Origin of the sequence: Micromonospora phytophila, from assembly GCF_023656545.1 — a bacterium.
Taxonomy (GTDB): domain Bacteria; phylum Actinomycetota; class Actinomycetes; order Mycobacteriales; family Micromonosporaceae; genus Micromonospora; species Micromonospora phytophila.
This window is the reverse complement of record NZ_JAMOKF010000021.1, coordinates 16,007-36,787: the sequence shown is the minus strand read 5'-3', so window position 1 is coordinate 36,787 and position 20,781 is coordinate 16,007. Positions and strand designations below refer to the sequence as shown.

General features: G+C 69.0%; 16 protein-coding genes and 3 pseudogenes. 9 read left to right on the top strand and 10 right to left on the bottom strand.

What is annotated here, in order from left to right; all coding sequences use genetic code 11:
* Window positions 1-892: 892 nt before the first annotated feature.
* Together NCC78_RS32745 and NCC78_RS05705 are read right to left on the bottom strand one after the other, a co-directional pair.
* A pseudogene (locus NCC78_RS32745) lies at window positions 893-2,531 on the bottom strand (DUF885 domain-containing protein).
* Window positions 2,532-2,653: 122 nt separating this feature from the next.
* Entirely contained in the window at window positions 2,654-3,307 is a 654-nt protein-coding gene (locus tag NCC78_RS05705) for a DUF1062 domain-containing protein (RefSeq protein ID WP_250792099.1), read from the bottom strand.
* A 142-nt stretch (window positions 3,308-3,449) separates the two neighbouring features.
* On the opposite strand from NCC78_RS05705, the gene NCC78_RS05700 reads away from it, so the two are divergent.
* Window positions 3,450-4,481 carry a hypothetical protein gene (locus NCC78_RS05700; protein ID WP_250792098.1) on the top strand — a complete coding sequence of 344 codons (1,032 nt, stop codon included), beginning with the start codon at window positions 3,450-3,452 and terminating at the stop codon, window positions 4,479-4,481.
* Window positions 4,482-4,559: 78 nt separating this feature from the next.
* Here NCC78_RS05700 and NCC78_RS05695 read toward each other — a convergent pair whose 3' ends face one another.
* The gene (locus NCC78_RS05695) at window positions 4,560-6,815 is read right to left on the bottom strand and encodes a hypothetical protein (protein WP_250792095.1); all 2,256 of its coding nucleotides are present in this window, start codon (window positions 6,813-6,815) and stop codon (window positions 4,560-4,562) included.
* Window positions 6,816-7,469: 654 nt separating this feature from the next.
* Here NCC78_RS05695 and NCC78_RS05690 point away from each other — a divergent pair.
* Window positions 7,470-7,631 carry a hypothetical protein gene (locus NCC78_RS05690; RefSeq protein ID WP_250792102.1) on the top strand — a complete coding sequence of 54 codons (162 nt, stop codon included), beginning with the start codon at window positions 7,470-7,472 and terminating at the stop codon, window positions 7,629-7,631.
* A gap of 160 nt (window positions 7,632-7,791) precedes the next feature.
* Here NCC78_RS05690 and NCC78_RS05685 read toward each other — a convergent pair whose 3' ends face one another.
* Window positions 7,792-8,820 (bottom strand): cytochrome d ubiquinol oxidase subunit II, encoded by a 1,029-nt coding sequence (locus NCC78_RS05685; protein WP_250792094.1) that lies wholly within the window; start codon window positions 8,818-8,820, stop codon window positions 7,792-7,794.
* Window positions 8,817-10,187 (bottom strand): cytochrome ubiquinol oxidase subunit I, encoded by a 1,371-nt coding sequence (locus NCC78_RS05680; RefSeq protein ID WP_250792093.1) that lies wholly within the window; start codon window positions 10,185-10,187, stop codon window positions 8,817-8,819. The genes NCC78_RS05685 and NCC78_RS05680 overlap by 4 nt, the downstream gene beginning before the upstream one ends.
* Before the next feature lie 243 nt (window positions 10,188-10,430).
* Here NCC78_RS05680 and NCC78_RS05675 point away from each other — a divergent pair, with 243 nt between their 5' ends.
* On the top strand, window positions 10,431-10,619 hold the full coding sequence (locus NCC78_RS05675) for a hypothetical protein (protein WP_250792092.1): 189 nt from the start codon (window positions 10,431-10,433) through the stop codon (window positions 10,617-10,619).
* A 279-nt stretch (window positions 10,620-10,898) separates the two neighbouring features.
* The gene (locus NCC78_RS05670) at window positions 10,899-11,057 is read left to right on the top strand and encodes a hypothetical protein (protein ID WP_250792091.1); all 159 of its coding nucleotides are present in this window, start codon (window positions 10,899-10,901) and stop codon (window positions 11,055-11,057) included.
* Window positions 11,058-11,323: 266 nt separating this feature from the next.
* On the opposite strand, the gene NCC78_RS05665 is transcribed toward NCC78_RS05670, so the two are convergent.
* Window positions 11,324-11,884, bottom strand: coding sequence for a flavoprotein (locus NCC78_RS05665; protein ID WP_250792090.1), 561 nt, complete (start codon window positions 11,882-11,884; stop codon window positions 11,324-11,326).
* A pseudogene (locus NCC78_RS05660) lies at window positions 11,881-13,227 on the bottom strand (hypothetical protein). Before NCC78_RS05660 ends, NCC78_RS05665 begins: the two are co-directional and overlap by 4 nt.
* Window positions 13,228-13,824: 597 nt before the next feature.
* On the opposite strand from NCC78_RS05660, the gene NCC78_RS05655 reads away from it, so the two are divergent.
* The 5 genes and pseudogenes from NCC78_RS05655 to NCC78_RS05635 all read left to right on the top strand — a co-directional run bounded on the left by NCC78_RS05655 (window position 13,825) and on the right by NCC78_RS05635 (window position 18,514).
* Window positions 13,825-14,037, top strand: coding sequence for a hypothetical protein (locus NCC78_RS05655; protein WP_250792089.1), 213 nt, complete (start codon window positions 13,825-13,827; stop codon window positions 14,035-14,037).
* Between the two features lie 208 nt (window positions 14,038-14,245).
* Window positions 14,246-15,276, top strand: a pseudogene (locus tag NCC78_RS05650) (CgeB family protein).
* A 10-nt stretch (window positions 15,277-15,286) separates the two neighbouring features.
* Window positions 15,287-16,597 carry a thymidylate synthase gene (locus NCC78_RS05645; protein WP_250792088.1) on the top strand — a complete coding sequence of 437 codons (1,311 nt, stop codon included), beginning with the start codon at window positions 15,287-15,289 and terminating at the stop codon, window positions 16,595-16,597.
* Complete coding sequence (locus NCC78_RS05640; RefSeq protein WP_250792087.1) at window positions 16,594-17,841, top strand: radical SAM protein; 1,248 nt, start codon at window positions 16,594-16,596, stop codon at window positions 17,839-17,841. The genes NCC78_RS05645 and NCC78_RS05640 overlap by 4 nt, the downstream gene beginning before the upstream one ends.
* A gap of 19 nt (window positions 17,842-17,860) precedes the next feature.
* Window positions 17,861-18,514 carry a 3'-5' exonuclease gene (locus NCC78_RS05635; RefSeq protein WP_250792086.1) on the top strand — a complete coding sequence of 218 codons (654 nt, stop codon included), beginning with the start codon at window positions 17,861-17,863 and terminating at the stop codon, window positions 18,512-18,514.
* A gap of 305 nt (window positions 18,515-18,819) precedes the next feature.
* Here NCC78_RS05635 and NCC78_RS05630 read toward each other — a convergent pair whose 3' ends face one another.
* The 3 genes from NCC78_RS05630 to NCC78_RS05620 form a co-directional block, all read right to left on the bottom strand.
* Window positions 18,820-19,206 (bottom strand): DoxX family protein, encoded by a 387-nt coding sequence (locus tag NCC78_RS05630; RefSeq protein WP_250792085.1) that lies wholly within the window; start codon window positions 19,204-19,206, stop codon window positions 18,820-18,822.
* Between the two features lie 93 nt (window positions 19,207-19,299).
* Window positions 19,300-19,770, bottom strand: coding sequence for a carboxymuconolactone decarboxylase family protein (locus NCC78_RS05625; RefSeq protein WP_250792084.1), 471 nt, complete (start codon window positions 19,768-19,770; stop codon window positions 19,300-19,302).
* A gap of 83 nt (window positions 19,771-19,853) precedes the next feature.
* Window positions 19,854-20,735, bottom strand: coding sequence for a sigma-70 family RNA polymerase sigma factor (locus NCC78_RS05620; RefSeq protein WP_250792083.1), 882 nt, complete (start codon window positions 20,733-20,735; stop codon window positions 19,854-19,856).
* Window positions 20,736-20,781: the final 46 nt, after the last annotated feature.

The window sequence follows — 20,781 nt, the reverse complement described above, 5'->3', positions numbered from 1 at the left end:
GTGCGGACCCTTACGCCGCCGCGTTGATCACCCGCGTCGAAACGACACGAAAAACGAAAAGCGCCTGGATGGGTTTCAGATGCCCCATCAGGCGCCGGAAAACGTCTACGGAAATCAAAACTGCAACTCGGCTACCGTAGCACATGATCCGTCGTCGATCCCATGGCGGTGAGTGGACCTGGTCACTCGTCTGCTTGCCACGCCGCGTGGACGGCACGTTGACCGGGTTCACGATGGGCTAGTTGCAAGACTGGGAAGTGGCAGCGACACCGAGAATCGGCAGGTCGCGCCTGATGTGGCGTGAACTCTAATCGGGCGCCGTCAGGACGAGCGGCCACGATGTCCGTCCACAAGGGCTCGATCACTCGGCGTGGGCACCTGCGGAAGCGCTGTCTGGCTCCGAGGCGGGACGGGGCAGGTGGGCGCATCGGCCGGCTCGCCCAGTGGTCTCGGTGGAGAACCTTGGCGTGGTTCGCGTCGTGCCCGACGCTGGTGGCCGTGCGGGGCGGCTGGCATACCGCGCAATGGCGAGCACTGAAGGGTCGAGAAACGTCGAATACAACACCGCCGTACGGTGGCTGGCCTGCGTAAGAGCTATCCGGCCCCGAGGTAGTCAGCCCGACGACATGGACTTGAATCGCACCCCGGATCCCGGACGTCCGCCGTGTTGCCCAGGCCGTGTGCCCACGGATGCACTCACATCGGCACGTCCGGACGCCGCGCTTCGTGGCAAACGGTCACGCTCTGTGGCGCGGTCTGCGGCAGATCCGGACGTGGAAATAGACCATGACCGTGTTGATGTACCAAGGTCGTACGCGCTGTTAAGTCTGGCCCTGGTTCAGACTGGTCCGACGTCAAGGAGGTGCAGCTACAAGCGCGGTCCCTGGCTTGTTTAGCTGCGGTGCACGAGTGGTGCGGGGTCACCCTGGAGGGCGGCCGTCAACTGATCCAAGCCCAGCGAACCGAGCTCCAGCGCCCGACGATGGAATGCACGCCGGTCGCCGGGGAAGGACGAGCGGCCTGCCAGCCACACGCGCTCACCCACCTTGTAGGCCAGCGCCTGCCCTGGCCGGCCCAGGTAACGCGCGAGCTCGGCGGACGCGTACGGCCCCTGATGACAGCGGTCCCGCAATAGCTTCAGCGCCGCGTCCGGCGTCCACAATGCTCTGTCGCCAGACGGCATCGGCAGCCGCAGGTGTAGGCCAATGTCGAGCACGACCCGTGCCGCCCGCAGGAGTTGCATGAATAGATGCCCCAGTCGAGCACCCGGCTGTTCATAGAGCCCGAGCTCGTCCATGAACCGCTCGGCGTACAGTGCCCAGCCCTCCTGGCTGCCGGAGAGGCCGCCGAGCAGGTTCAGCCGCTGCCCGAGGCCTCCCCGGCAGACCTCGGAGCCGAGGTGGAGGTGGTGGCCGGGAACGCCCTCGTGATAGGCGGTGCTGTAGGCGATCCAGGTGGGGAAACTCGCTGCGTCCTCGGGCAACGACCACCAGACCCGGCCCGGCCGCGTCAGGTCCCGCGACGGCCCGGTGTAGGCAATGCCGGACGACGTGGTCAACCGCGACGATGCGCCGCAGCGGGGCGGGGATGTCGAAGTACACGCCGTCCAGTCGCTCGGTGGTGGCCTCCAACAGCTCCTGCAGCCACGCGGCGAACGCCTCCCTGCTGTGCAGCGTGCCGGGTGCGTCGGGGCTGGCGAGCCAGGCGAGCACCTCGGGCACGCTCCCGCCCAGGGCCTTCGCTTCCGCGATCAGCTCTGCCTCTATCGCTCGGAACTCGTCCCAGCCCCAGTCGTACAGCTCGCGCAGGTCGGGCTGGGTCGCGAGGAGGGTGCGCACCCAGAGGGCGTACCGCTGCTGGCCGAACGCTTCCTCCGTCACGGCCCGCGGTGCTAGGTCCGCGGTCAGCATCTGGGCCAGTTTCTGGTACGCCTCTTTCGCGCCCGTCGCTGCGGCCTGCAACGACGCCCGCTGACGCCCCTCGCCGTAGCGATCCACCAGGGCGACATCGTCGTCGATCCAGTTGCGACAGCGCTGCGTGACGAGCTCCACTTGACGCCGCGCCGGCAGATTGCCGCGCTCGGCGGCGAGTAGAAGGCTGCGGGCATACCCGTCGAGGGCTGCGGGGATCGCGGCCAGGCGTGCGCCGACACGAGCCCAGCCCTCCTCGAAGGCCGCGCCCTCGGCGCCGCGGCTGGGAACCGCGGCCTCGACGGCCTGGCGGATGAGCTGGAGCGGACCGGTGGCCGCCGCGTGCAGTTCGCGCAGGTCCTCCCCGGCGTCGTGAAAGGCGATACGCGTATGCAGCCGTTCGGCGAGGTGGGCGTGCAGCGGGCTCGCGGCCGGCAGTGCCTCACCCAAGATCTCGAGCTCGCGCAGGGCGCGGGCCGCGAGGTCGGCGCGGGCCTGGTGGCCCTCCGGGCCGTAGTCGGTCAGCCCGTCGACATCCTGCTCGCCAGCCTCGACGACCGCTGTGCAGGGATCGAGGCCGGCGATGTCGCACAGGAGCCGATCCGCGAAGTCCTCGATCATGGGGCAATGCTAGGGCCTTGCCCTGGCTGCGGTGGTGCGAGCCTGCATCGATCGCGGCAAGCGGTTCAGAACATTTGACAACTTCCGCTTACCTGCACGTCCAGAGGTATGCACCCGGGCGTTCACCTTCGTCGCCGGTATCGGGCCGGCCCTGACCTTCGTTGGCGCCCGGTCATGAGCGACCGCGCGACCGCCGCGTGATGCAGTCCGGGGCAAGGCCACCTTGCCTCTCGCTCCAGCTCAGGCCCACGGCGGAGGTTCATAGCAGGACGAACGAGAAGTTCCTGTGAGTGCTGCGGTTCAGCGGAATGCCGATCTTGACGCGGCGAGCGATCTCCCTGCGGCTGATGCCCAGCCCCCTGGTTGATGAGCCGTTCGGGGCGAAGGGGCACGGGGACGTCGAAGATGACCGAAACCTGGACGGGCCAGGGGCTTTCGGGAGGGGACGGGGCGAGCAGTTCCCAGGATGAGTCGAACCGGTTGGGCGGGGCGATCAACGGGTCGAGAAGGACGCGGGCGACGAGGGAAGAGGGGTTGCCGGAGTAGCCCGTCAGCAGGATCGGATCCAGGTACCGCACCGGGACGCGATCGTGAATGGTGATTTTGCTGGTGCGGTCGCATGAAACGCAGGCGACCAGGAGCCAGATGTCGAGAAGTTTGCCGTTGGCATTGACGCGGAACTTCCCGTCGCCGGTGCTGGCGAGGCCGTAATGGCAGTGGACGCAGCGGAACGCGAGCTGGGGAATGAGCGTGCGCCGAACGGTCTGGGACAGCACGATATGAGGACGCGTAGACATGATCTCCCTTAAGACCTGACGAAAGGCATGGGAAAAGAGCCGACGGCGACGTCGGCGACCGATGCACGGGGAAGGTGTCAGGTCTAAAGAGCAGGCGGCGTCACGCGGGTAAAGTCCTCTTGTGAGTGGGTCGGAGAAGAAGATCCAGTTAGAAGGTAGGGCGGGACGGGCTGGCAAGGCCACCCATTTTGTCCTGGTACTGAGGGGCGAGGTTGGCGAGCTGGGCGTCGACCACGCGCCGATCGCCGCCGCGCGGTGCGACATACCGGTACGTGATGACGCAGGTGGCGAGGGCGAGGATGTCTCGGTGGGTTCTACGAGCGGAGTCGGCCGGCTGGGGTGGCGTGGCTGGCTGCTGCTTGCTGATTGCGCCGCAGTCGTCTCGGTCGCGCCGTGGCATCGGTCGGGTTGGTCTGGGGCGTGCTTCGGCGTCGTGGCGACGGCACTGCTGTGTGCGCCGATGTTCGCCTGGCTGGTGTTGACACGCACACGGCGGTGGGGCCTCCCGGTCGGAGCGGTGTTGCTCGGTGTGCTGGCCGCGGTTCATCTGACGTCACAGGTCTTCCTCGCCGGGCCAGTCCGGCCCCCCATGGCCGACTGGGGGATCCCGTTCGTGGGGCTGGCGGGCGCTATCTGCCTCGTGATGGGCGCGTGGCAGAGGCATGAATCGCGCTCGATTCGAAGCGTGTCGGCGCCCGGTTATGAAGAAGCGGAGCGCGGGCGGTCGCGTGTGCGTCTTGGCGCCGCTGCCCTGCTGGCGACAGCGGTCTTCTCCGCCTGGGCGGCCTACCAGCTCGCTCTTGGCGACGGCGCGGAACCCGAGGCGAAGGTCGAGCCTTACCGTGCGGAGGTACTGCCGCTGCCCGGCGGGTGGACCGTCCTCGACGAGAAGGAAGGTTGTGGAAGCGGCGGCTGCTATGGGCTGACGCTGACCCTGACTCGTGAGAGGGCTGGCGCTGATCCGGCCGGGGAGCTACGCCGACAGCTCCACGACCACGGCTGGTCGAAGGAGTGCGAGCCGGTCGGCGGTCTCCTGCGAGCCTTCCGCTTCGTCGACTGGGGCGGGCACTGTGTCACGGTCGAGGCGGTAGACCGCACTACAGCGAGGATCGACATTTATGTCCATGCGGGGCGGCCGCAGGGGCAAGCGTGACCCGGCGGCGATCCTCTCTGGACGGCCCTGACGGGCTGCGGTCAATGGCGCGACCGCAGCCCGTCAGGGCAGGCGCGGTCAGGTCCGACAGCCGACGACCTTGACGTCGTCTTCGCCGGCGAGCCGGGTGCCGTCGGTCAATTGTCCGGTCATCAGGAGCACAGTGGTGCCGCAGGTGATGTCGGTAGCCGCGGTGTCGGCCCGGCAGATCAGGTCGAGGCGACCGTCGTCGTTGACGTCCTCGCCGTCGGCGGCGCAGGAGATGACACTGTTCTCCGTGCCTGTACGTCCGAACCGCAGGCTGGCGCGGTCGACGTCGGTCAGGGCGTCGACGTCGGCCGTGGACAGCACGGCGAAGGGCAGGACGCCGTCCTTCGTGATGTTGACGGCGCTGGGCAGGCTCCGTGGTTTGACGTCAGCGGGGTTCCACACGGTGCGAGTCGTGTTGTTGGCCGCCGCCCGGTCCTCGGCGTGAGGTTCGTCGGTCACCACCGTCGCGGCGACGGTGGCGCTGTGCCGCGCGGTGCTGGTACAGGTGATCCGCCAGGTTGTGGTGACGACGGCCGTGGCGTCCCGGTCGAGGGTGACCGGGTGGGTGTCAGGGCCGTCGGCGCTGGCATCGCAGTCGCCGGCGACGTTGATGGTGAGCGCGGTGCGCGTGGCCACTGCGGTGGCCGGGCCGGCATTGCGGATCAGGGCCTTGGCGGTGCATGCGGACGCGGTGGCGGTGCTCTCGCGTTCGGTGCAGCGCACGGTGAGGTCGTCCACCGACAGGTCAGCCGGTTCGAAGATCTCCACCAGGCTCGCCGCGCCGCCGCTGGCGTTGCCGGCGATGGGATCTTCGACGTGCAGGTGGTCCAGCACGGCGGCGGCGACCGCGGTGGTGGGGTGGTAGCTGCGCTGGGCGCAGGTGACCTGCCAGGTGGAGGAGACGACCTGGGGTTGCCCGGTGGGCACGCTGTGGGTCTGGCGGGCGTCGTCGCTGGTGATCTCGCAGTCGGCGGGTGGTTGCAGCCCGAACGTGACGTCGGTGGTGACCGGGCCGTAGGGGCCGGCGTTGGTGACCACGGCGGACACGGTGCACTGGAACCGCTCGCCGACGTCGGCCCGCGGCGGGCACACCATGGCCGTCCCGCTCAGCTGCACGTCGGCGCGGTGGAACACCGGAAATACGTGTTCGAAGGCGACGGTGTTGTCGATGAGGTCTGGGTCGATGACACCGCCGGTGGCGACGTTCAGCTGGTCGGTGAACGTCATCGGGTGAAACGACGGTTGACTGCAGCGCACCCGGACCCGGAAGTCGACGACGGTCGCCTGCCCGCGTGCCAGCTGCCGGCTCACGTGCGTCTGTCCGGGTTCGGCGGTGCAGTCGTCCGGCACGGTGACGGTCAGCGTGTCGGTGGCGGTGACGTCGGCAGGCCCGTCGTTACGCAGCACGGCGCGCACCGTCAGGTCGGTGTCCTCATCGGCTTCGAGCCGCTGCGGCGGTGCAACCAGCCCGAACTCGGCCTTGACGAGATCCGCGCGCGTTTCGGCGTTGCCGAAGACCACGTGGGCGACTTGGCCGTCACCGACGCCCTCGGGTACCTCGATTACCCGGGAGGCGGGCGTCGTGGGCGCCCAGCCGTCCTGACCGATCTCCTCCACGAGGTAGGTGCCCGGGCCGGCGCCGTTGAAGTCGAAGCGGGTCTGCCCGCTCCCGCCGGTGGCGACGGTGCCGACGTGCGCGTTGGCCTGACCAACCCGGCTGCCTATCCGGCTGATGCGAAACTGCCACCCGGCCAGCGGCCCCTCGCCGGCGTCGCGGGCGCCGTTTCGGTTGCGGTCGTCGTACTTCTCCACGCTCAACCAGGGCACTGGCGCTGACAACCCGCCGGGTGGGTGCCAGAAGTTGCCGCAGGCGCGGGCGATCACCGATCCGCCGTACTCGAGCACGTGGAACTGCACCGGCCCGGCGGTGAAGTTGCGCAGGATCGGGTGATGCGGCAGGGCCGCCTCGGTCGGACAGGCGCCGCCGTAGTGCAGGCCCGCGGGGCAGGCAACCCACTCCTGGGGCGAACCCGCCGCGACCGTGACCACCCGCTCCGGGGCGTACCACAGCCACTGCCGGGAGAAGCCGTGGCGCGCGTACAGGTCGGCGTTGTCGAGCAACTGCTGGCGGCTGACGAGGTTGCCCCGGCCCGGGTCGACCAGCCAGGTGCTGCGGCACCACGCTCCGGTGGTGTCGAGCATGTCCTGCTCGGTGGACCACGGGCCGCACACCGTCTCCTCGGCCGCGGCGGGTGCGGACGCCACCACCACTCCGGTGAAGGCACCGACCACGACCAACAGCACGGCTCGGATCAGTAGGCCAAAAGCTGAGCAGTGCCGTCCCCGGTGCAGGCGGCCGGGCGAATGGTGGTGCGAGGCGGTGATGGGTCCGAAATAACGCATAACGGCTCTGCCTCTCGTGCAGGTCCGGGCCGCCGCAACCGAAGGCGCGACGCTAGACCTTCACAACTACCAGCACCGGTGTGACCGCATACAGTAGCTTCCTGTCTGTCAATGGAGACCCAACGGCGCCCGAATGGAACGCTTGGCCGACGGCTGATCGGCGAAAGCGGTCCCGCACTCCGATGTCCGAGAAACCGCCATCGGTTCACCGGCCATCACCGGCACCACCTGCGTCGGGAACCAGACACCCAGGCCCTACAAACCCGCCTGAACCACAATCGCCAGTTCCGCCCTACGCGCCCCCCGTCCATGAATCGAACCAGGCCCAACCCGGTTCGTCCCCGACCTCGACGCGCTCGACGCGACTTTGGCGGACGAGGCGCAACGCGGGTTAGGCCAATCGGGAGTGATCACCCAGTGCGGTGCGCAGGTAGGCGTAGCCGAGCCGGACGGCCTCCATCCGTGCGGTGCAACCGACACCGCCAGTCGGTGGCGCGATCAAAAGCAGACTGCCCCTACCCGGCGGCCGCGCGTTGCGAGCACCGCGCTTGCCACGTGCAGCGCTACATGAAGCCGCTGCTGCAGCGCATCGAGCGCGGGGAGATCGATCCCACCCGGATCATCACCCACACCCTGCCGCTCGACGAGGCGGAACGCGGCTTCGAGATCTTCAAGAACAAGCAGGACGACTGCGAGAAGGTCGTCCTCAAACCCTGATGACCACCCGCATCCGGCCACCGCGGCGCGCACGGTGGCCGGATGCGGCCTCTATCCGGAGGCGCCGGTCTGCGGTGCCCGCCCGGCATTCGCAACCAGGCCGCTGTTCTGAAGGCGGAGCAGGACGCACGCGCCGCCGGGGCTAAACGTCGACGCCGGCTCAGGTTCCGCGCTTCAGTGGCGAGGTGTCGGCGTGCCGCCGGGAGGTTTGGAAGATGCTGAACAGCCAGAGCAGGGACGGTGCGAGCAGCAGCGCGCCGACGCCGAGTACGACGAGCACGGTGGTGAGAACGGTCGGGTCGCCAGCTGCCTCGGCGACGGTCAGGTCGGGGGAGAGAAGGACCGGGTACTGGGCGGCCCCCCACGCCCACAGCACGGCGGCGACGGCGAGTGCGGCGGTGACACGCACGAGGCGGTAGCGACCGGTGGTGATCAGCACCAGCGACACGATTCCGGCGGCGAGGGAGAGCAGCACCAGCGGCAGCGCGCGACCTCGTAGGTCGGCGAACAGGTCGGGTGCGTCGGCGGCCACCACGGCGAGCCCGGCGACGGCGGCCGCCCCGACCAGTACGCCGGTGGCCAGGGCGCGGCGGCGGAACTGTGCGACGAGGTCGTCGGCGTTGGCGCGGCGGGCGTCGTGGATGAGGTAGACCGCGGCGAGGTAGGCGCAGACGCCGATCGCCAGCAGACCGGCGTAGATCGAGGTGGGGTTGAGCCAACTACGCCAGATGTCGCCCTCGGCGATCCCAGGTGGCACCCGACCGGAGGCGAGCGCTCCGACGATGGTGCCGAGGAAGAACGGGGTGGCCAGCGAGGAGATCGCGAAGGTGGCTCCGTAGAGGCGCTGCTCGACGAGAGTGTGGCTGGCCTTGCGGAAGGCGAAGGCGGCGCCGCGGCCGATGATGCCCAACGCGGCCAGGGTCAGCGGGATGTAGAGGGTGGAGGCGAACGCGGCGAACGCCGGTGGGAAGGTGGTCCAGAACAGCGTGATCACCAGGATCAGCCAGACGTGGTTGGCCTCCCACACGGGGCCGATGGAGTGTGCGATCAACTCCCGGCGGGCGGCGCCGCGGCGGGTGCCACCGGCGAGAAGGTCCCAGATCCCGGCGCCGAAGTCGGCGCCGGCGAGCAGGGTATACAGGGTGAGGCCGGCCAACAGGACTCCGAGCAAGACGTCGGCGACAGTCATCGTGGGCTGTCCACCGGCTCGGGTACGCCCTCCTGCGGGGCGACCGGCGCATCCCGATGCCGGGCCATCCGAACCAGCACCAGCACCGTCGCCACAGTGAGCAGCAGGTACACGCCGGCGACCAGCGCCAGCCCGGTGGCCAACCCGGGCGCCGGGTTCACCGCCTCCGCGGTACGCAGCACCCCGTAGACGATCCACGGCTGCCGGCCGACTTCGGTGACCACCCAGCCTGCCTCCACCGCGACGGCGGCGGCGATCCCGGCCAGCGCGGCGGCACGCAGGAACCAGGGCGAGCGGGGCGGGCCCCGGCGCCGCCACCAGGCCAGCGCCCACCAGAGCGACAGGCCCAGCAACCCGAACCCGATCGCGACCATCAGCTGGAACGCCCACTTCACGACCGTCACAGGGGGCTCCTGGTCGTCGGGCACCTGGTCCAGGCCCATGACCACCGCGTCTGGGTCCCACTTCGCCAGCAGTGAAAGGGCGTTGGGCACCTCGACGGCGTAGCGCAGTTCCCCGTCGACGTAAACCCCGCCGAGGGACAGCGGCGCGCCGGCCTGCGTCTGAGCCAGGCCCTCCATGGCGGCGAGCTTGGTGGGCTGGTACTCGGCCACGAAGTGTGCAGCCCAGTCGCCCACCACCACCTGCACCGGGGTGAGCAGAGCTGCGAGAGTGAACGGAATGGCGAACCCGAGCCGGTGGTAACGGTCGCGTCGACCGCGCAGCATCGCCACCGCGTACACACTGGCGATGCCGAAACCGGTGACCATGAACGCGGCGACGATCATGTGCACGGTCTGCGGCGGGGTAGCCGGGTTGAACATCGCCTCCCAGGGCCGGACGTTGGTGACCTCGCCGGAGACCAGGTCGAAACCGCGAGGCTGGTTCATCCACGCGTTCGCCGACACCACGAAGAACGCCGACGCCACCCCCGCCACGCAGATCGGCAGGCCGGCGAACAGGTGCGCACGGGGCGGCACTTTGTCCCACGCGTACAGGTAGACACCGACGAAGATCGCCTCGACGAAGAACGCGATGCCCTCCAGAGCGAACGGCAGCCCGATCACGTCACCGAAGCGGCCCATCAGACCAGGCCACAGCAGCCCCATCTCAAACGACAAAATCGTCCCGGACACCGCGCCGACGGCGAAGAGCACACCCATTGCCTTGGCCCACCGCTTCGCCAGCCGGGTGAACACCGCGTCGCCAGTTCGCAAGCCACGCCATTCGGCGAACACGGTGACGGCGGGCATGCCTACACCGAACGAGGCGATCACGATGTGCCAACCCAGCGACAGCGCCATCTGCACCCGTGCCGCCATCAGGTCCGCAGGGACAGCGTCCTGAGCCAGTAACTCCGTGAGCATTGAGGCTCCCGCTTCCTCGTGTGTCGACCCCACGTCATCCAACGGGTGGTTTTCGCATCCAGCAACGCTTATCAAACAAATAGTCAGAATCATGGACAATGTGGCTGACGTGGGGGAGGGATTGTCCACCGACATGCGGGGCGGTCAGGTCGTGTTCCAGCGCAAGCCCCGCCGCGACCCGCTCGCCGTGACAGTGAGCGTTACTGCCCCGGAGTCACGGTTACCGGCGCGCACCCGTCGGACGTGCCCTCGGGCGCCGCGCAGTTCACCGTGGACGGGGCGATGTACGGGGCGCGGGTCGAGCTGACCGGCGGCAAGGGAGCGGCATCCGTGTCCGGCCTGGCGGTCGGCGCGCGGGACTCGGGTCGCCGCACGTTCGCCGCCGCTGACGCGGGGCCGGGGGCGACGAGGTGGTGGTGCCGGCCGGCATGACCCGGTTCGTGGAGCTCCAGCCGGCCCGGATCCTGGACACCAGGCCCGACCGGCTGAGCGGCTGCCCCTGCGGCAAGCCTGCCGCAGGGGCGACGATCACTCCAGGTCACCGGGCGCGGGGGCGTACCGGCGACCGGTGCGACCGCGGTGGCGTTGAACGTGACGGTTGGTCGCCCCCGCAGCCGGTGGCTACGTCACCGTGTGGCCGGCGGACCAGCCCCGGCCGATGGCCTCCAACCTGAACATCGAGACCGCCGGTCAGGTCATCCCGAACTGGGCGTGGTCCCGCTTTCCGGGACCGACCGGGTAAACCTGTACACGAAGTCCAGCCTGCACCTGGTCGCGGACGTGGCCGGGTACCTCACCGGCGCGCTGACCGCCACGGCGGGCCGGCTCGTCCCGCTGAGCCCGGCCCGGCTGCTCGACACCCGCAATTGACTGCTGGGTCGTCGAAAATATGGCCTCTTGCAGCAAGCGGAAATCTATGAGGCTGCCGACAACATCAGAGAGCTGACGCGGATGGGCTCTACCACGAAACAGGCGGCCGGAAAAGACGCAATGGACTTCGCCGCCAGGAGCTTTGACCTGCTGGAGAGACGACGTCAGTGCAAGGAAGAAAAAGCATGCCGAGGCGCGGGCCCAGCGAGGAGGCCCGCCAGCAGACCGGTACGCGCGCATAGTGCCGATTATGTGAGCACCGGGGTTCACCTGCTCGATCTCTCGCCGGCCAACCCGGTCGCCGCTTCGAACGCCGTCGTCCAGGGGAAGGCATTCTGGCGACTGTTGCCGCTGCCGGGTGGGTGTGGCTCCCATCCGTCGTCGGCCCCGAGAAGAATCCGGACGTGCTCATCGCGAAGGTTCGCCACGGCACGTTGGAAGGGTGTGCGGGTGGCCAGGGCGGCGTTGACGAACGGGACGACCACGGTGGGCACCCGCCGGCCGATTAGCTCGGCGACTGCGGTCATCGCATAGTTGTCAGCGATGCCAAGGGCGATCTTGTTGACGGAGTTGTAGGTGGCGGGGGCGATGATGAGCGCGTCCGCGGCGAGAAGAGATCGGCTGGTGCCGGGGGAGGACCGGTAGGTGGACCGGACCGGGTGCCCGGTCAGCCGTTCTATCGTTTCGGCGTCGACGAAGTCGAGGGCGCTGGGGGTGGCGGTGACCGCCGTTGTCCACGACTGGCGCGTCGCGGTGGTGACCAGTTGTGTCACGTCTGCGGCGGGGCCCGCAGCGCAGACGACGATTTGCAGGTGTCCGCTGGTCATACGCGGATCCCGGCGTGCTGGGCGAAGTCGAGGGCAGCACTGCGAACGCGCCCCCGGGTGAGGACTGCCAGGTCGCTGGCGATGCGCTGCACCGCTGGTCGGCACCGGATCTCCTCTGGTGCCACCTCGTACGCGTTGCGTAGCGCGTTCAGGCCGTGCTCGTAGCGTCCCCATTGCCTGTAGGCGCGGGCCACGTCGACGAACAGGCAGGCTCTGCGTTCAGCGAGGTCGATCTTGTCCAGCTGCACCTGGCGGGCGAGGGTGATGGCGGTGCCGGCGTCGCCCAGGGCCAGCGCGATGTTGACGCGGTGCAGCAGGACGTTGGTGGCACCGAAGCCCGTCCACCGGTCGTTGCCGTCGTAGCCGAGTCGGTCGGCGGCATGGGAAGCCTAATCGAGCATGGCCTGCGCGTTGTCTCTGTTGTCGTCGCGGGCGGCGGCGATAGCACCGCGAAGCAGCAGTGCGCCGTACACGGCGACCGCGTCGGTCGAGGCAAGTCCGCTGCCGCGTCGGAGGTGCTCGGCCGCGTCTTCGGCAAGCTGTCGCCCCTGGGTACCGTGGCCGTTGCTCATGAGGGCGTGGGTCATGATCCGGGCACTTGCAGCCATCGCCACCCGGTCCTGACTGCTCTCAGCGGCACGGGCGCTGCGTTCGGCGGCGACCAAGGCCATGCCTTTGTCGCCGACCTTAAGCAGCACGCTGCCGACGACGTGGTAGAGGTCGCTGGCCAGGGCGTCGACCTGCGTCCGCTGCTCACCCTCGGCCTCCGCACGAGTGGGTTCCAAGGCGGGTAGCAGGGCCACAAGCCTGGCGAGAACCTGCTCGTAGCGGCACGCCTGATAGTGGATTTTCGCGGCGGCTACCTCCCGAGCGAACTGTCGGATCGGTAAGGCAATTGGCTCGGGGTTGCAAGGTCGTGGTGCGACCAGTGCGTCGAGCAGAGCCGCGACGTTCGGCAGGGTGATGCCGCTGATCGTCACGCCGGTCAGGAGATCTCTGCGCCGCACGTCGCCATCCGAGTAAAAGTCGTGAATGCCGCCTTCGCCAGTATGGGTCTGCGTGTCCCTGACGGGCAGCGTCGCAGGACCCGCAAGTGCACCACTGGTACCTTCCCTCACCAGTGCTTCGAAGCGCTCGCGGACGTCCGAGGTGGCCCGCGCCAGGACCGTGTCGAGAGCGGCCTGCATGTCGGCCCTCAGATGGACCTTGTTGCCTTGGCTGCTCCACTTGGCCACCGTTCGCCGTGCCGCGCCCAGGTGCTCGGCGAAGCCGGTAACGCTCATCCGCAACGCCTGACGCAGCGCGTTTGCCTCCCGGCCGGTCCAGGTCGTCACCGCGGCCATCGCACGTCCTCTCGATGCGGACAGTCGTCCGGACGATCGTATCGGCACTTGGCGTGCTGGCAGGTGCACCGTGAGTGCACCGCCAGGACATCCCCAATGCTGCACTCACCGAGCGAACCTGACTGGGCTGGTGCGCCACTCTCGGCGAGTACGCGGCCGGCGCGCAATCGCAGCCTCACGCCAGGGAGCTCGGGATGAATAGCGGAAGCGCCGGGAGTCAAGAGCTGGCCTTGGCGCTCCGCCCGGTGCCGTCCCAGCCCGCTCCCTTACGCGTGCGAATGATGCCCCGCCTGCGTACCGCCAGGAGGGCTGCGTGGGTGGGTGATTGGCGGTCTGCTCCCGGCCGCTGTGGTGCGGCGGTGGGCTCGCCCTTCCCCCGGCGAGCCCGCCGCTCACCGTCTGTGATGGAGGTGCCGGCATGACGGTGTATGTCTCGCGTAGCGCGATGGCCGAGCGATCCCGGCGCCCTGAGCCTGCCTCAGGGTTCTTGCCGAAGCAGGTGGGGCCATTGGTCGAGCCGACCCACTTCTACCCGAGGGTCGGGCCGCTGATGACCCTGGGGCAGCGCACCCTCTACCGGGTGCCGGGGCGGCCCCGATGAGCGGCATCCTCGTCCACGCCATCACCGCCGCCGCCACGGCCACGGCCACGGCCAACTCGATCGCCCTCCTGCACCGGACGCCCGACCGCCCGCACGCCAGGGTGTGGATCTCCTGCACCTCACCCGGGACCTGCGAGGAGAACGAATGGGCCGAGAGCTACCTCGCCCAGGTCGTCGCAGATGCCGCCGCCCGGCGGCAGGCGTCATGACTGCCGTGGGCCTGTCACTGCCGCAGGCGACCGCGCGGGTGATCCTGCTGGCTCGCATTGTGTCCACCTATCACTGGCCGAACGCCCGCGGTCAGTGCCCACGCTGCGGCGTGGCCGATTGCCTGCCACTGCGCATCGCCCAAGACGTGCTGCGACGGCGATCCCGGCCGCCGGCGCCAATCCTGACGGGAGACCCTCGGTGAGGCGACTGGAGATCGGCTACAGCTGCTGGGGGTTCCTTGGCCCCGGCGTCGTCGACACCCCCGACGGCTCGCGCTTGTACCGGGCCCCACTGATAGACGCGCTGGAGATCGGCGGTCATCTCGTGACGCTGCTTCAGGCCAACCGGGACCTCGACGAGGCCGGCCTCGACCTGCGCGACGCGTACGACTTCAACAGCGGCCTGCCCGACCTCGACGTCGTGATGTTCGAGTGGCGGTGGCCGCTGCCCGGCCGCAACACCACCGCCTGCGGCAGCCCCGGTCACCACTGTGACCTGCACCGACAGACCGAGCTGATCGAGCACTACACCCTTTCCGGCGTACCCACCATCATCTGGGACCTCGATCGATGGCTGCCCGCCGACGATCCGCTGCGCGCGTTGCACAACGTGCGGGTGTGCAAGTTCGCCACCCGCCCCACACCGGGCGCGACCACCACTTTCTGCCCGGTGCCCGACTCCCGGCTCGACGCCGCCGACGCCTACGAGCTGGGCAGCTTCACCGACCCACGCCCCTGGTGTACGTCGGGAACCAGTACGACCGCGACGAGCACTTCGACCGGTACTTCGCCGGCCCGGCCGCGCACGTCGGCCACCGCGTCGCGGGGAAGTGGACTCGCACCCAGGCGTGGCCGCACGTCAACTTCACCGGCCGGTGCGCGTTCACCGAGGTCGACCGGCTCCACCGCGGCGCCCTGGCCACCGTGATGCTGCTGCCCGCCCGGTACGCCGCCGTCGGCCACATCACGCAGCGGCTGTTCGAGGCGGTCCTTGCCGGCTGCGTGCCGCTCATGCCCTTCGACGTCGTTGACGGGCACCACTTCGTCCCCGACGAGCTCATCGTCGCCGACGGCAGAGACGTCGTCGAGAGGGTCGAGTACCTGCAGTGCATCGCCGGAACCGTCACCCACGCCGGGCTGATCTACCAGTGCCTGCGCTACCTCGACCAGATGCGGCTGTCCCGCCAGGCAGCCGTCTTCCAGCAGGTCATGACCGACCTGATGTCCACCCCCGAGTAGGGAGACGCCCATGGTCTTCGGACCCGAGTTCGGCAGCTTCCAGCCGGCGTACCTGGCCGTGCTGCGGGAGATCGCCACCAGGCACCGTTTCGACACCTGCGGGCGAGGTAAGGACGCCCTGGAGATCATCAGCACCAGCTTCACCATCACCGACCCCGTCGACCGGATCGTCTACCTCGCCGCCCGCAAGGCCAACGTCGTGTTCAACCACGCCGAGGCCCTGTGGTACCTGACCGGCCGCGACGACGTCGACATGATCTCCTACTACGCGCCGCAGCTGCGGAATCTGTCCGCCGGCGGCGCCCGGCTCACCGGCACCGCCTACGGGCCCCGCCTGTTCCGGCCCGGCCAGCCGGACGCGCACAGCCAGTTCCAGCGGGTGGAGCGGCTGCTCGGCGACGACCCGGACACCAAGCGCGCCGCGATGGTGATCATGCGCCCCGACGAGCTGGTCGACCCCGTCAACCCGGACGTGGCCTGCACCCTCGGCCTGCAATTCCTCCTGCGCAACGGACAGCTGCACATGTCGGCCTACATGCGCGGCAACGACGCCGTCATCGGCCTGCTGGGCGACACGTTCGCGTTCACCTTCATCCAGGAGTTCACCGCCCGCCGCCTCGGCGTCGGCGTCGGCACGTACGCCCACCACGTCGGCTCGATGCACATCAACAAGCTGGACGTGGACAAGGTCGACGCCATGCTGGCCGAGGCGACCGGACCGCTGCCGAACCGCCGCTTCCCGGTCGACCAGATGCCCGCCACGAGCTGGGAGACCATCCGGGAGGTCGCCGCATGGGAGCAGGTGCTGCGCGACGACCGCGACCAGCTCACCCCCGGCCGACTGACCACCGTGCGCGTCGACCCGTACTGGCGGCGGGTGCTGGCGCTGTTCGAGTTCTACCGGCAGATCGTGCACAACCCCGGCAAGCCCGTCGGCCGGGACATCCTCGCCGAGCTGCACCCGGGGCACTGGTGGCTGGTGGCCAACCGGTGGCCCGAGCGGGTGCCCGCCTTCCCCGAGCTGCGGCGCATCTTCATCGGCAACCGGGTCGTCGTCGCCCTCGGCTACGGCGAGAACGCCGCCGAGCGGGTACGCGCCGTCGTCGGCGTGACGGACCCGGCCAGCGCCCCCAGCACCACCGTTCGGGGCCGCTACGCCAAGGACAGCCTCGACAAGGCGGTGGCCGAGGGCCGCCTGGTCGACAACCTCATCCACACCTCCGACCACAGCGGCGTGGTCGAACGGGACTTCGGCATCTGGTACGGACCCCAGCGGACGCACCTGCTGCGCCCACCCGCCGCCCGAGGAGGCGCCCGATGACTCAGGTCCCCGACCAGATCGGTTCAGGCCCGCGCCAGCTGAACCTCATGCCGGCCGCCGAGCGGGCCGGTCTCGACCCCTACATGCAGCTGATCGTCGGCTACCGCAAGTCCGGGCTGTCGCTGAACCACATCGTCGGCTGCCCGCTCGACTGCGGGTACTGCGTCCGCCACTTCTGGGGCAACTTCGACGACAAGGTGCCGACGCTGCTGGTGCCCACGCAGGAGACGATCCAGCTGCTGATCGGGCACGAAGCGTTCCGGCCGCACATCACTCCGATCCAGCTGTTCAACAAGGCCACCGACCCCTTCCTGCCCGGAGTGAAACCTCACCTGTTCCAGGTTCTACGGGCCCTCGACGAGCGCGGGTACACCAACCAGATCCTCATCATCACCAGGTTCAAGGTCACCGGCCAGGACATGGAAATCCTGGAGTCGCTGCGCCACCTGAAGGTAACCCTGCTCTTCACCTACTCCGGCATCCAAGACGACCGGGTCGAGCCGATCACGAAGAGCGCCATCACGATCAACTCGATCTACACCGCGGTCGCCCACAAGAAGCGCACCGGCGTGGTGCTGTACTGGCGGCCCATCGTCCCCGGCTGGAACACCGACCCCGAAACCATCGACCACGTCTTGGAGGTCGCCGGCGACGTCGACGCCGCCGTGTTCACCGGCTACTACCACAAGCCGGAGAACGCCGCCTACCTACGCCAGCTCGGCGTCGACGTGCCGTACGGCGAGGACTACGCCCGCCGCAAGACCCTCCCGCGCGAGATCGACGAGCTGATCGTCAGCGCGTGGAAGGCCTCCGGGATCACGACGCCGCTGTTCCGCAAGACCAGCTACGGCGTCTCCCACGCCCACGGCGTCGCTGACTACAACGGCCACTGGGGCGTCAACGAGCTGTGCAACATCTGCCCCGCCAAGCAGAGGCAACTCTGCATCGACGACTACCGCGACCTCACCGAGCAGGAGGTCAAGGACGTACTCGACACCCTCGGGTACGAAAGCCCCGTCCTCGTCGAACCCGGCCACGTGTGGACCCACGGCCTCGGCGAGCAGAAGCGGTACGCCGTCCAACACCACCTGCGCCACCAGATCTGGGAAGCCAACCAGCCGCACTACCCCGGCGCGCACGGCCGCCAGCTCCTCGGCCACGAGGTCGATCCCCACCAGGTGGAAAGGTTCGCCGCGATCCGGGCGGAACTCGTCGAAGCCGTGAAGTATGGAGACGACGACTAACCCAGCACGGGGGAGAAGCATGAGCGGCAGCCCGAGCGACCCCTGGACCACCGCCAGCCTGGTCGTCATCGACCTGGAAGGCACCGGCGCCCAGGACCGCGACGACGAAGCGATCCTCGAGATCGCGCTCGTCCCGCTCGTCGCCGGGCTGCCGGACATGCCCACCAGCTACACCACCCTGATCAACCCCGGCCGGCCCATCGGGGCCCATCCGTGGCTCTCACCCGGGCTCACCGACGCCACGCTGCGCCACGCCCCCGCCCTCGCCGACATCGAGCGGCACCTCGCCGACCGGATCAACGCCCGCTACCTCGTCGGCCACAACGTCTCCGTCGACTGGCGGCTCCTGCACCGCCAACTTCCGGCGCTCCGGCCAGCCGGCCTCATCGACACCCTGCGCCTCGCGAAAGCACTCACAACCGGCCACTCCCGCGCCCTGACCGCGCTCATCCACCAGCTGGGGCTAACCGGCCGGGTCAACGCGGCCGCACCCGACTCACAGCCACACCGCGCGCTGTGGGACACCACCGCGACGGCGCTACTGCTGCCCGAGCTCGTCACCCGCCGATGGCCCACCGCGCCCACGCTCGGAGAACTGCTCGCCGAAGCCGCTCTCCCCCTTAGCCCCGAAAAGCAGCCCACCGCCACAGCACCTCAGCCGGCCCTTTTCTAAATCCTGCCCCGCTGGCGCCCGCTCGGCTGCTCGGACAGCCCCGACTCGCACTTCGCGCGGGCCGGTTGGCGTCCATCCTCCCTGGCGAGGTGGTCGGCCATCACGACCCCGGTCCGAACAACACGCCAGGTCCATCTCGACCATCGGGCCGTACGCGGGGTTGATGCCGGTGTTGTTGCCCGCACCGTGGAGATCGTTCGTCGATGAGCTCATCGAGCACGCCCTGTCCCGTCGCTGCCCTTCGGCGAGTGCGCCCACGCGCAGGAGCGGATCGCGGCCCGCATCCCGCCGGGGTGAGGGGCCGGTCAGCCGGTGAAGGGTTCCAGTGCGAAGCGGCCGATCGCCACGAAGGCGGTCAGGGCAAGGTAGCCCCCGTCCCCCAGCGCGGCTTTGGTCTCGCCACGGCGGATCCGCATGATCATGGCGCCGGTCATGATCAGCGTCAGGCCGCTAGCCGCCAGCGGTACCAGAATCGGCGCGATGCCGAGCAAGGCGGGCAGGATCAGGCCCACGGCACCGAGGATCTCGAGTGCTCCGATGGCCTTGAGGGTGCCGGGCTTGAAGTCGAGGACCCAGCGCGCGGAGTCGGCCATCCCGGCCATCTTCTCCCGTGGGACGAACAGCTTCCCGAAGCCGGAGAACAGATAGACGGCGGTCAGCAGGCCGGTGATGATCCACAGTGCGATGTTCATGAGTCTTCTCCTTGGCAGAATGTCTGGGCGTGGCGGCCGCGGGTGGACCCGGGGTCCCGGGTCTGCCTGAGGGTCTGAGGGGGAATGTCCGGGTCAGCCGAACTGTCCGGGCTGGTACTCGCCGCCGGGCGTCCGGGTGATCACGTTCAGCCGGTTGAAGGCGTTGATCACGCAGATCAGGGCCACCAGGGCCATCAGCTGATCCTCGTCGAAGTGCTTCGCCGCGTTCGCCCACGCCCCATCGGTGACGCCGCTGGAGTCGGCGAGGCGGGTGCCCTGCTCGGTGAGTTCCAGCGCCGCCCGCTCCGCCTCGGTGTAGACAGTTGTCTCCCGCCATGCCCCGACCAAGTTGATCCGCGCCACGCTCTCGCCGGCGGCCGCGGCGTCCTTGGTGTGCATGTCGAGGCAGCCGCCGCAGCCGTTGATCTGGCTGACGCGGATCTTCACCAGCTCCTGCACCGCCTTCGGCAGCGCCGAGTCGGTGATGACCTTGTTCGACGAGATAATGTGCTTGGCCCACTTCGACCCGACCTCGTTGCGCATGGGGTTGATCCGGGGTTCCATCTCGATCTCCTTCGTCTTCGGATGCTTGCACCACTACGACGGAGCACCCCGCCAAGACGTAACAACCACATGCGCTCGATGCGCTACTCGGGTCGCACGGGCAGACCCATGGTGTCGAGGCGCTTGCGGTCGCTCACGGTCAGGACCTCGACGATCCGGCCGTCGACCACGGTGCACGCCACCACGCCGAGCACCTTGCCTTTCGCACCCCAGGCCACGAACCCGGGCTCCCCGTTGACCAGGACCGGGAGCACCGAGGTCATCGACCGGATGCCGCGCAGGATGGGACCGGCCACCTCGGCCGCCCCGACCGTGGTCATCACTCCCTGCGGGTGGTACGTGCGCCAGGTCACCTCTGGATCGAGCAGCCGTACGAGCCCTTCGAAGTCCCCGTTCCGCGCCGCGGCAAGAAATGCGTCGACCACTGCGCGCCGCCGCCGCGGCTCCTCCTCGGGCAGCGATGTGCCCTGCACCTTCCGGCGGGCCCGGCTGGCGAGCATCTTGGTCGCGTCGGTGGACCGGCCGATGATCTCGCCGATGTCGGCGAAGGGCACCGCGAACATGTCATGCAGTACGAACGCCAGCCGCTCGGTGGGCGTGAGGGTGTCGAGCACTAACAGCAGTGCCAGCCCGACCGATTCGGCGAGCATCGCGTCGTCCTCTGGTGCCGCCCCGCCGTCCACGGTCACCACCAGCTCGGGCAGCCGGTCGTCGTACGACAGCTCGGCCCGGGTCTTGCGCGAGCGCAGCATGTCGATGCAGACCCGGCCGACCACGGTGGTCAGCCAGCCGGCCAGGTTGTCGATCGCGGCCGCGTCCTGTCGCGCCAGCCGAATCCACGCCTCCTGCACCGCGTCCTCGGCGTCCACCCGCGACCCGAGCATCCGGTGGGCGACCGCCACCAGGCGCTCGCGCTGCTGTTCGAAGGCTCCCGCCAGTGCGTCGTGCGGACCTGATCCGGTCATGTCGTTACCTTCCTTGCGCGAATTCCGTCATGGTCATGACGAGCCC

Excerpts from the sequence above, each read along its gene's own strand:
- NCC78_RS05685 (WP_250792094.1), bottom strand. The coding sequence starts at position 8,820 with ATGACTGTCGCCGACGTCTTGCTCGGAGTCCTGTTGGCCGGCCTCACC.
- NCC78_RS05680 (WP_250792093.1), bottom strand. The coding sequence starts at position 10,187 with ATGCTCACGGAGTTACTGGCTCAGGACGCTGTCCCTGCGGACCTGATG.
- NCC78_RS05665 (WP_250792090.1), bottom strand. The coding sequence starts at position 11,884 with ATGACCAGCGGACACCTGCAAATCGTCGTCTGCGCTGCGGGCCCCGCC.
- NCC78_RS05655 (WP_250792089.1), top strand. The coding sequence starts at position 13,825 with ATGAGCGGCATCCTCGTCCACGCCATCACCGCCGCCGCCACGGCCACG.
- NCC78_RS05645 (WP_250792088.1), top strand. The coding sequence starts at position 15,287 with ATGGTCTTCGGACCCGAGTTCGGCAGCTTCCAGCCGGCGTACCTGGCC.
- NCC78_RS05640 (WP_250792087.1), top strand. The coding sequence starts at position 16,594 with ATGACTCAGGTCCCCGACCAGATCGGTTCAGGCCCGCGCCAGCTGAAC.
- NCC78_RS05635 (WP_250792086.1), top strand. The coding sequence starts at position 17,861 with ATGAGCGGCAGCCCGAGCGACCCCTGGACCACCGCCAGCCTGGTCGTC.
- NCC78_RS05630 (WP_250792085.1), bottom strand. The coding sequence starts at position 19,206 with ATGAACATCGCACTGTGGATCATCACCGGCCTGCTGACCGCCGTCTAT.
- NCC78_RS05625 (WP_250792084.1), bottom strand. The coding sequence starts at position 19,770 with ATGGAACCCCGGATCAACCCCATGCGCAACGAGGTCGGGTCGAAGTGG.
- NCC78_RS05620 (WP_250792083.1), bottom strand. The coding sequence starts at position 20,735 with ATGACCGGATCAGGTCCGCACGACGCACTGGCGGGAGCCTTCGAACAG.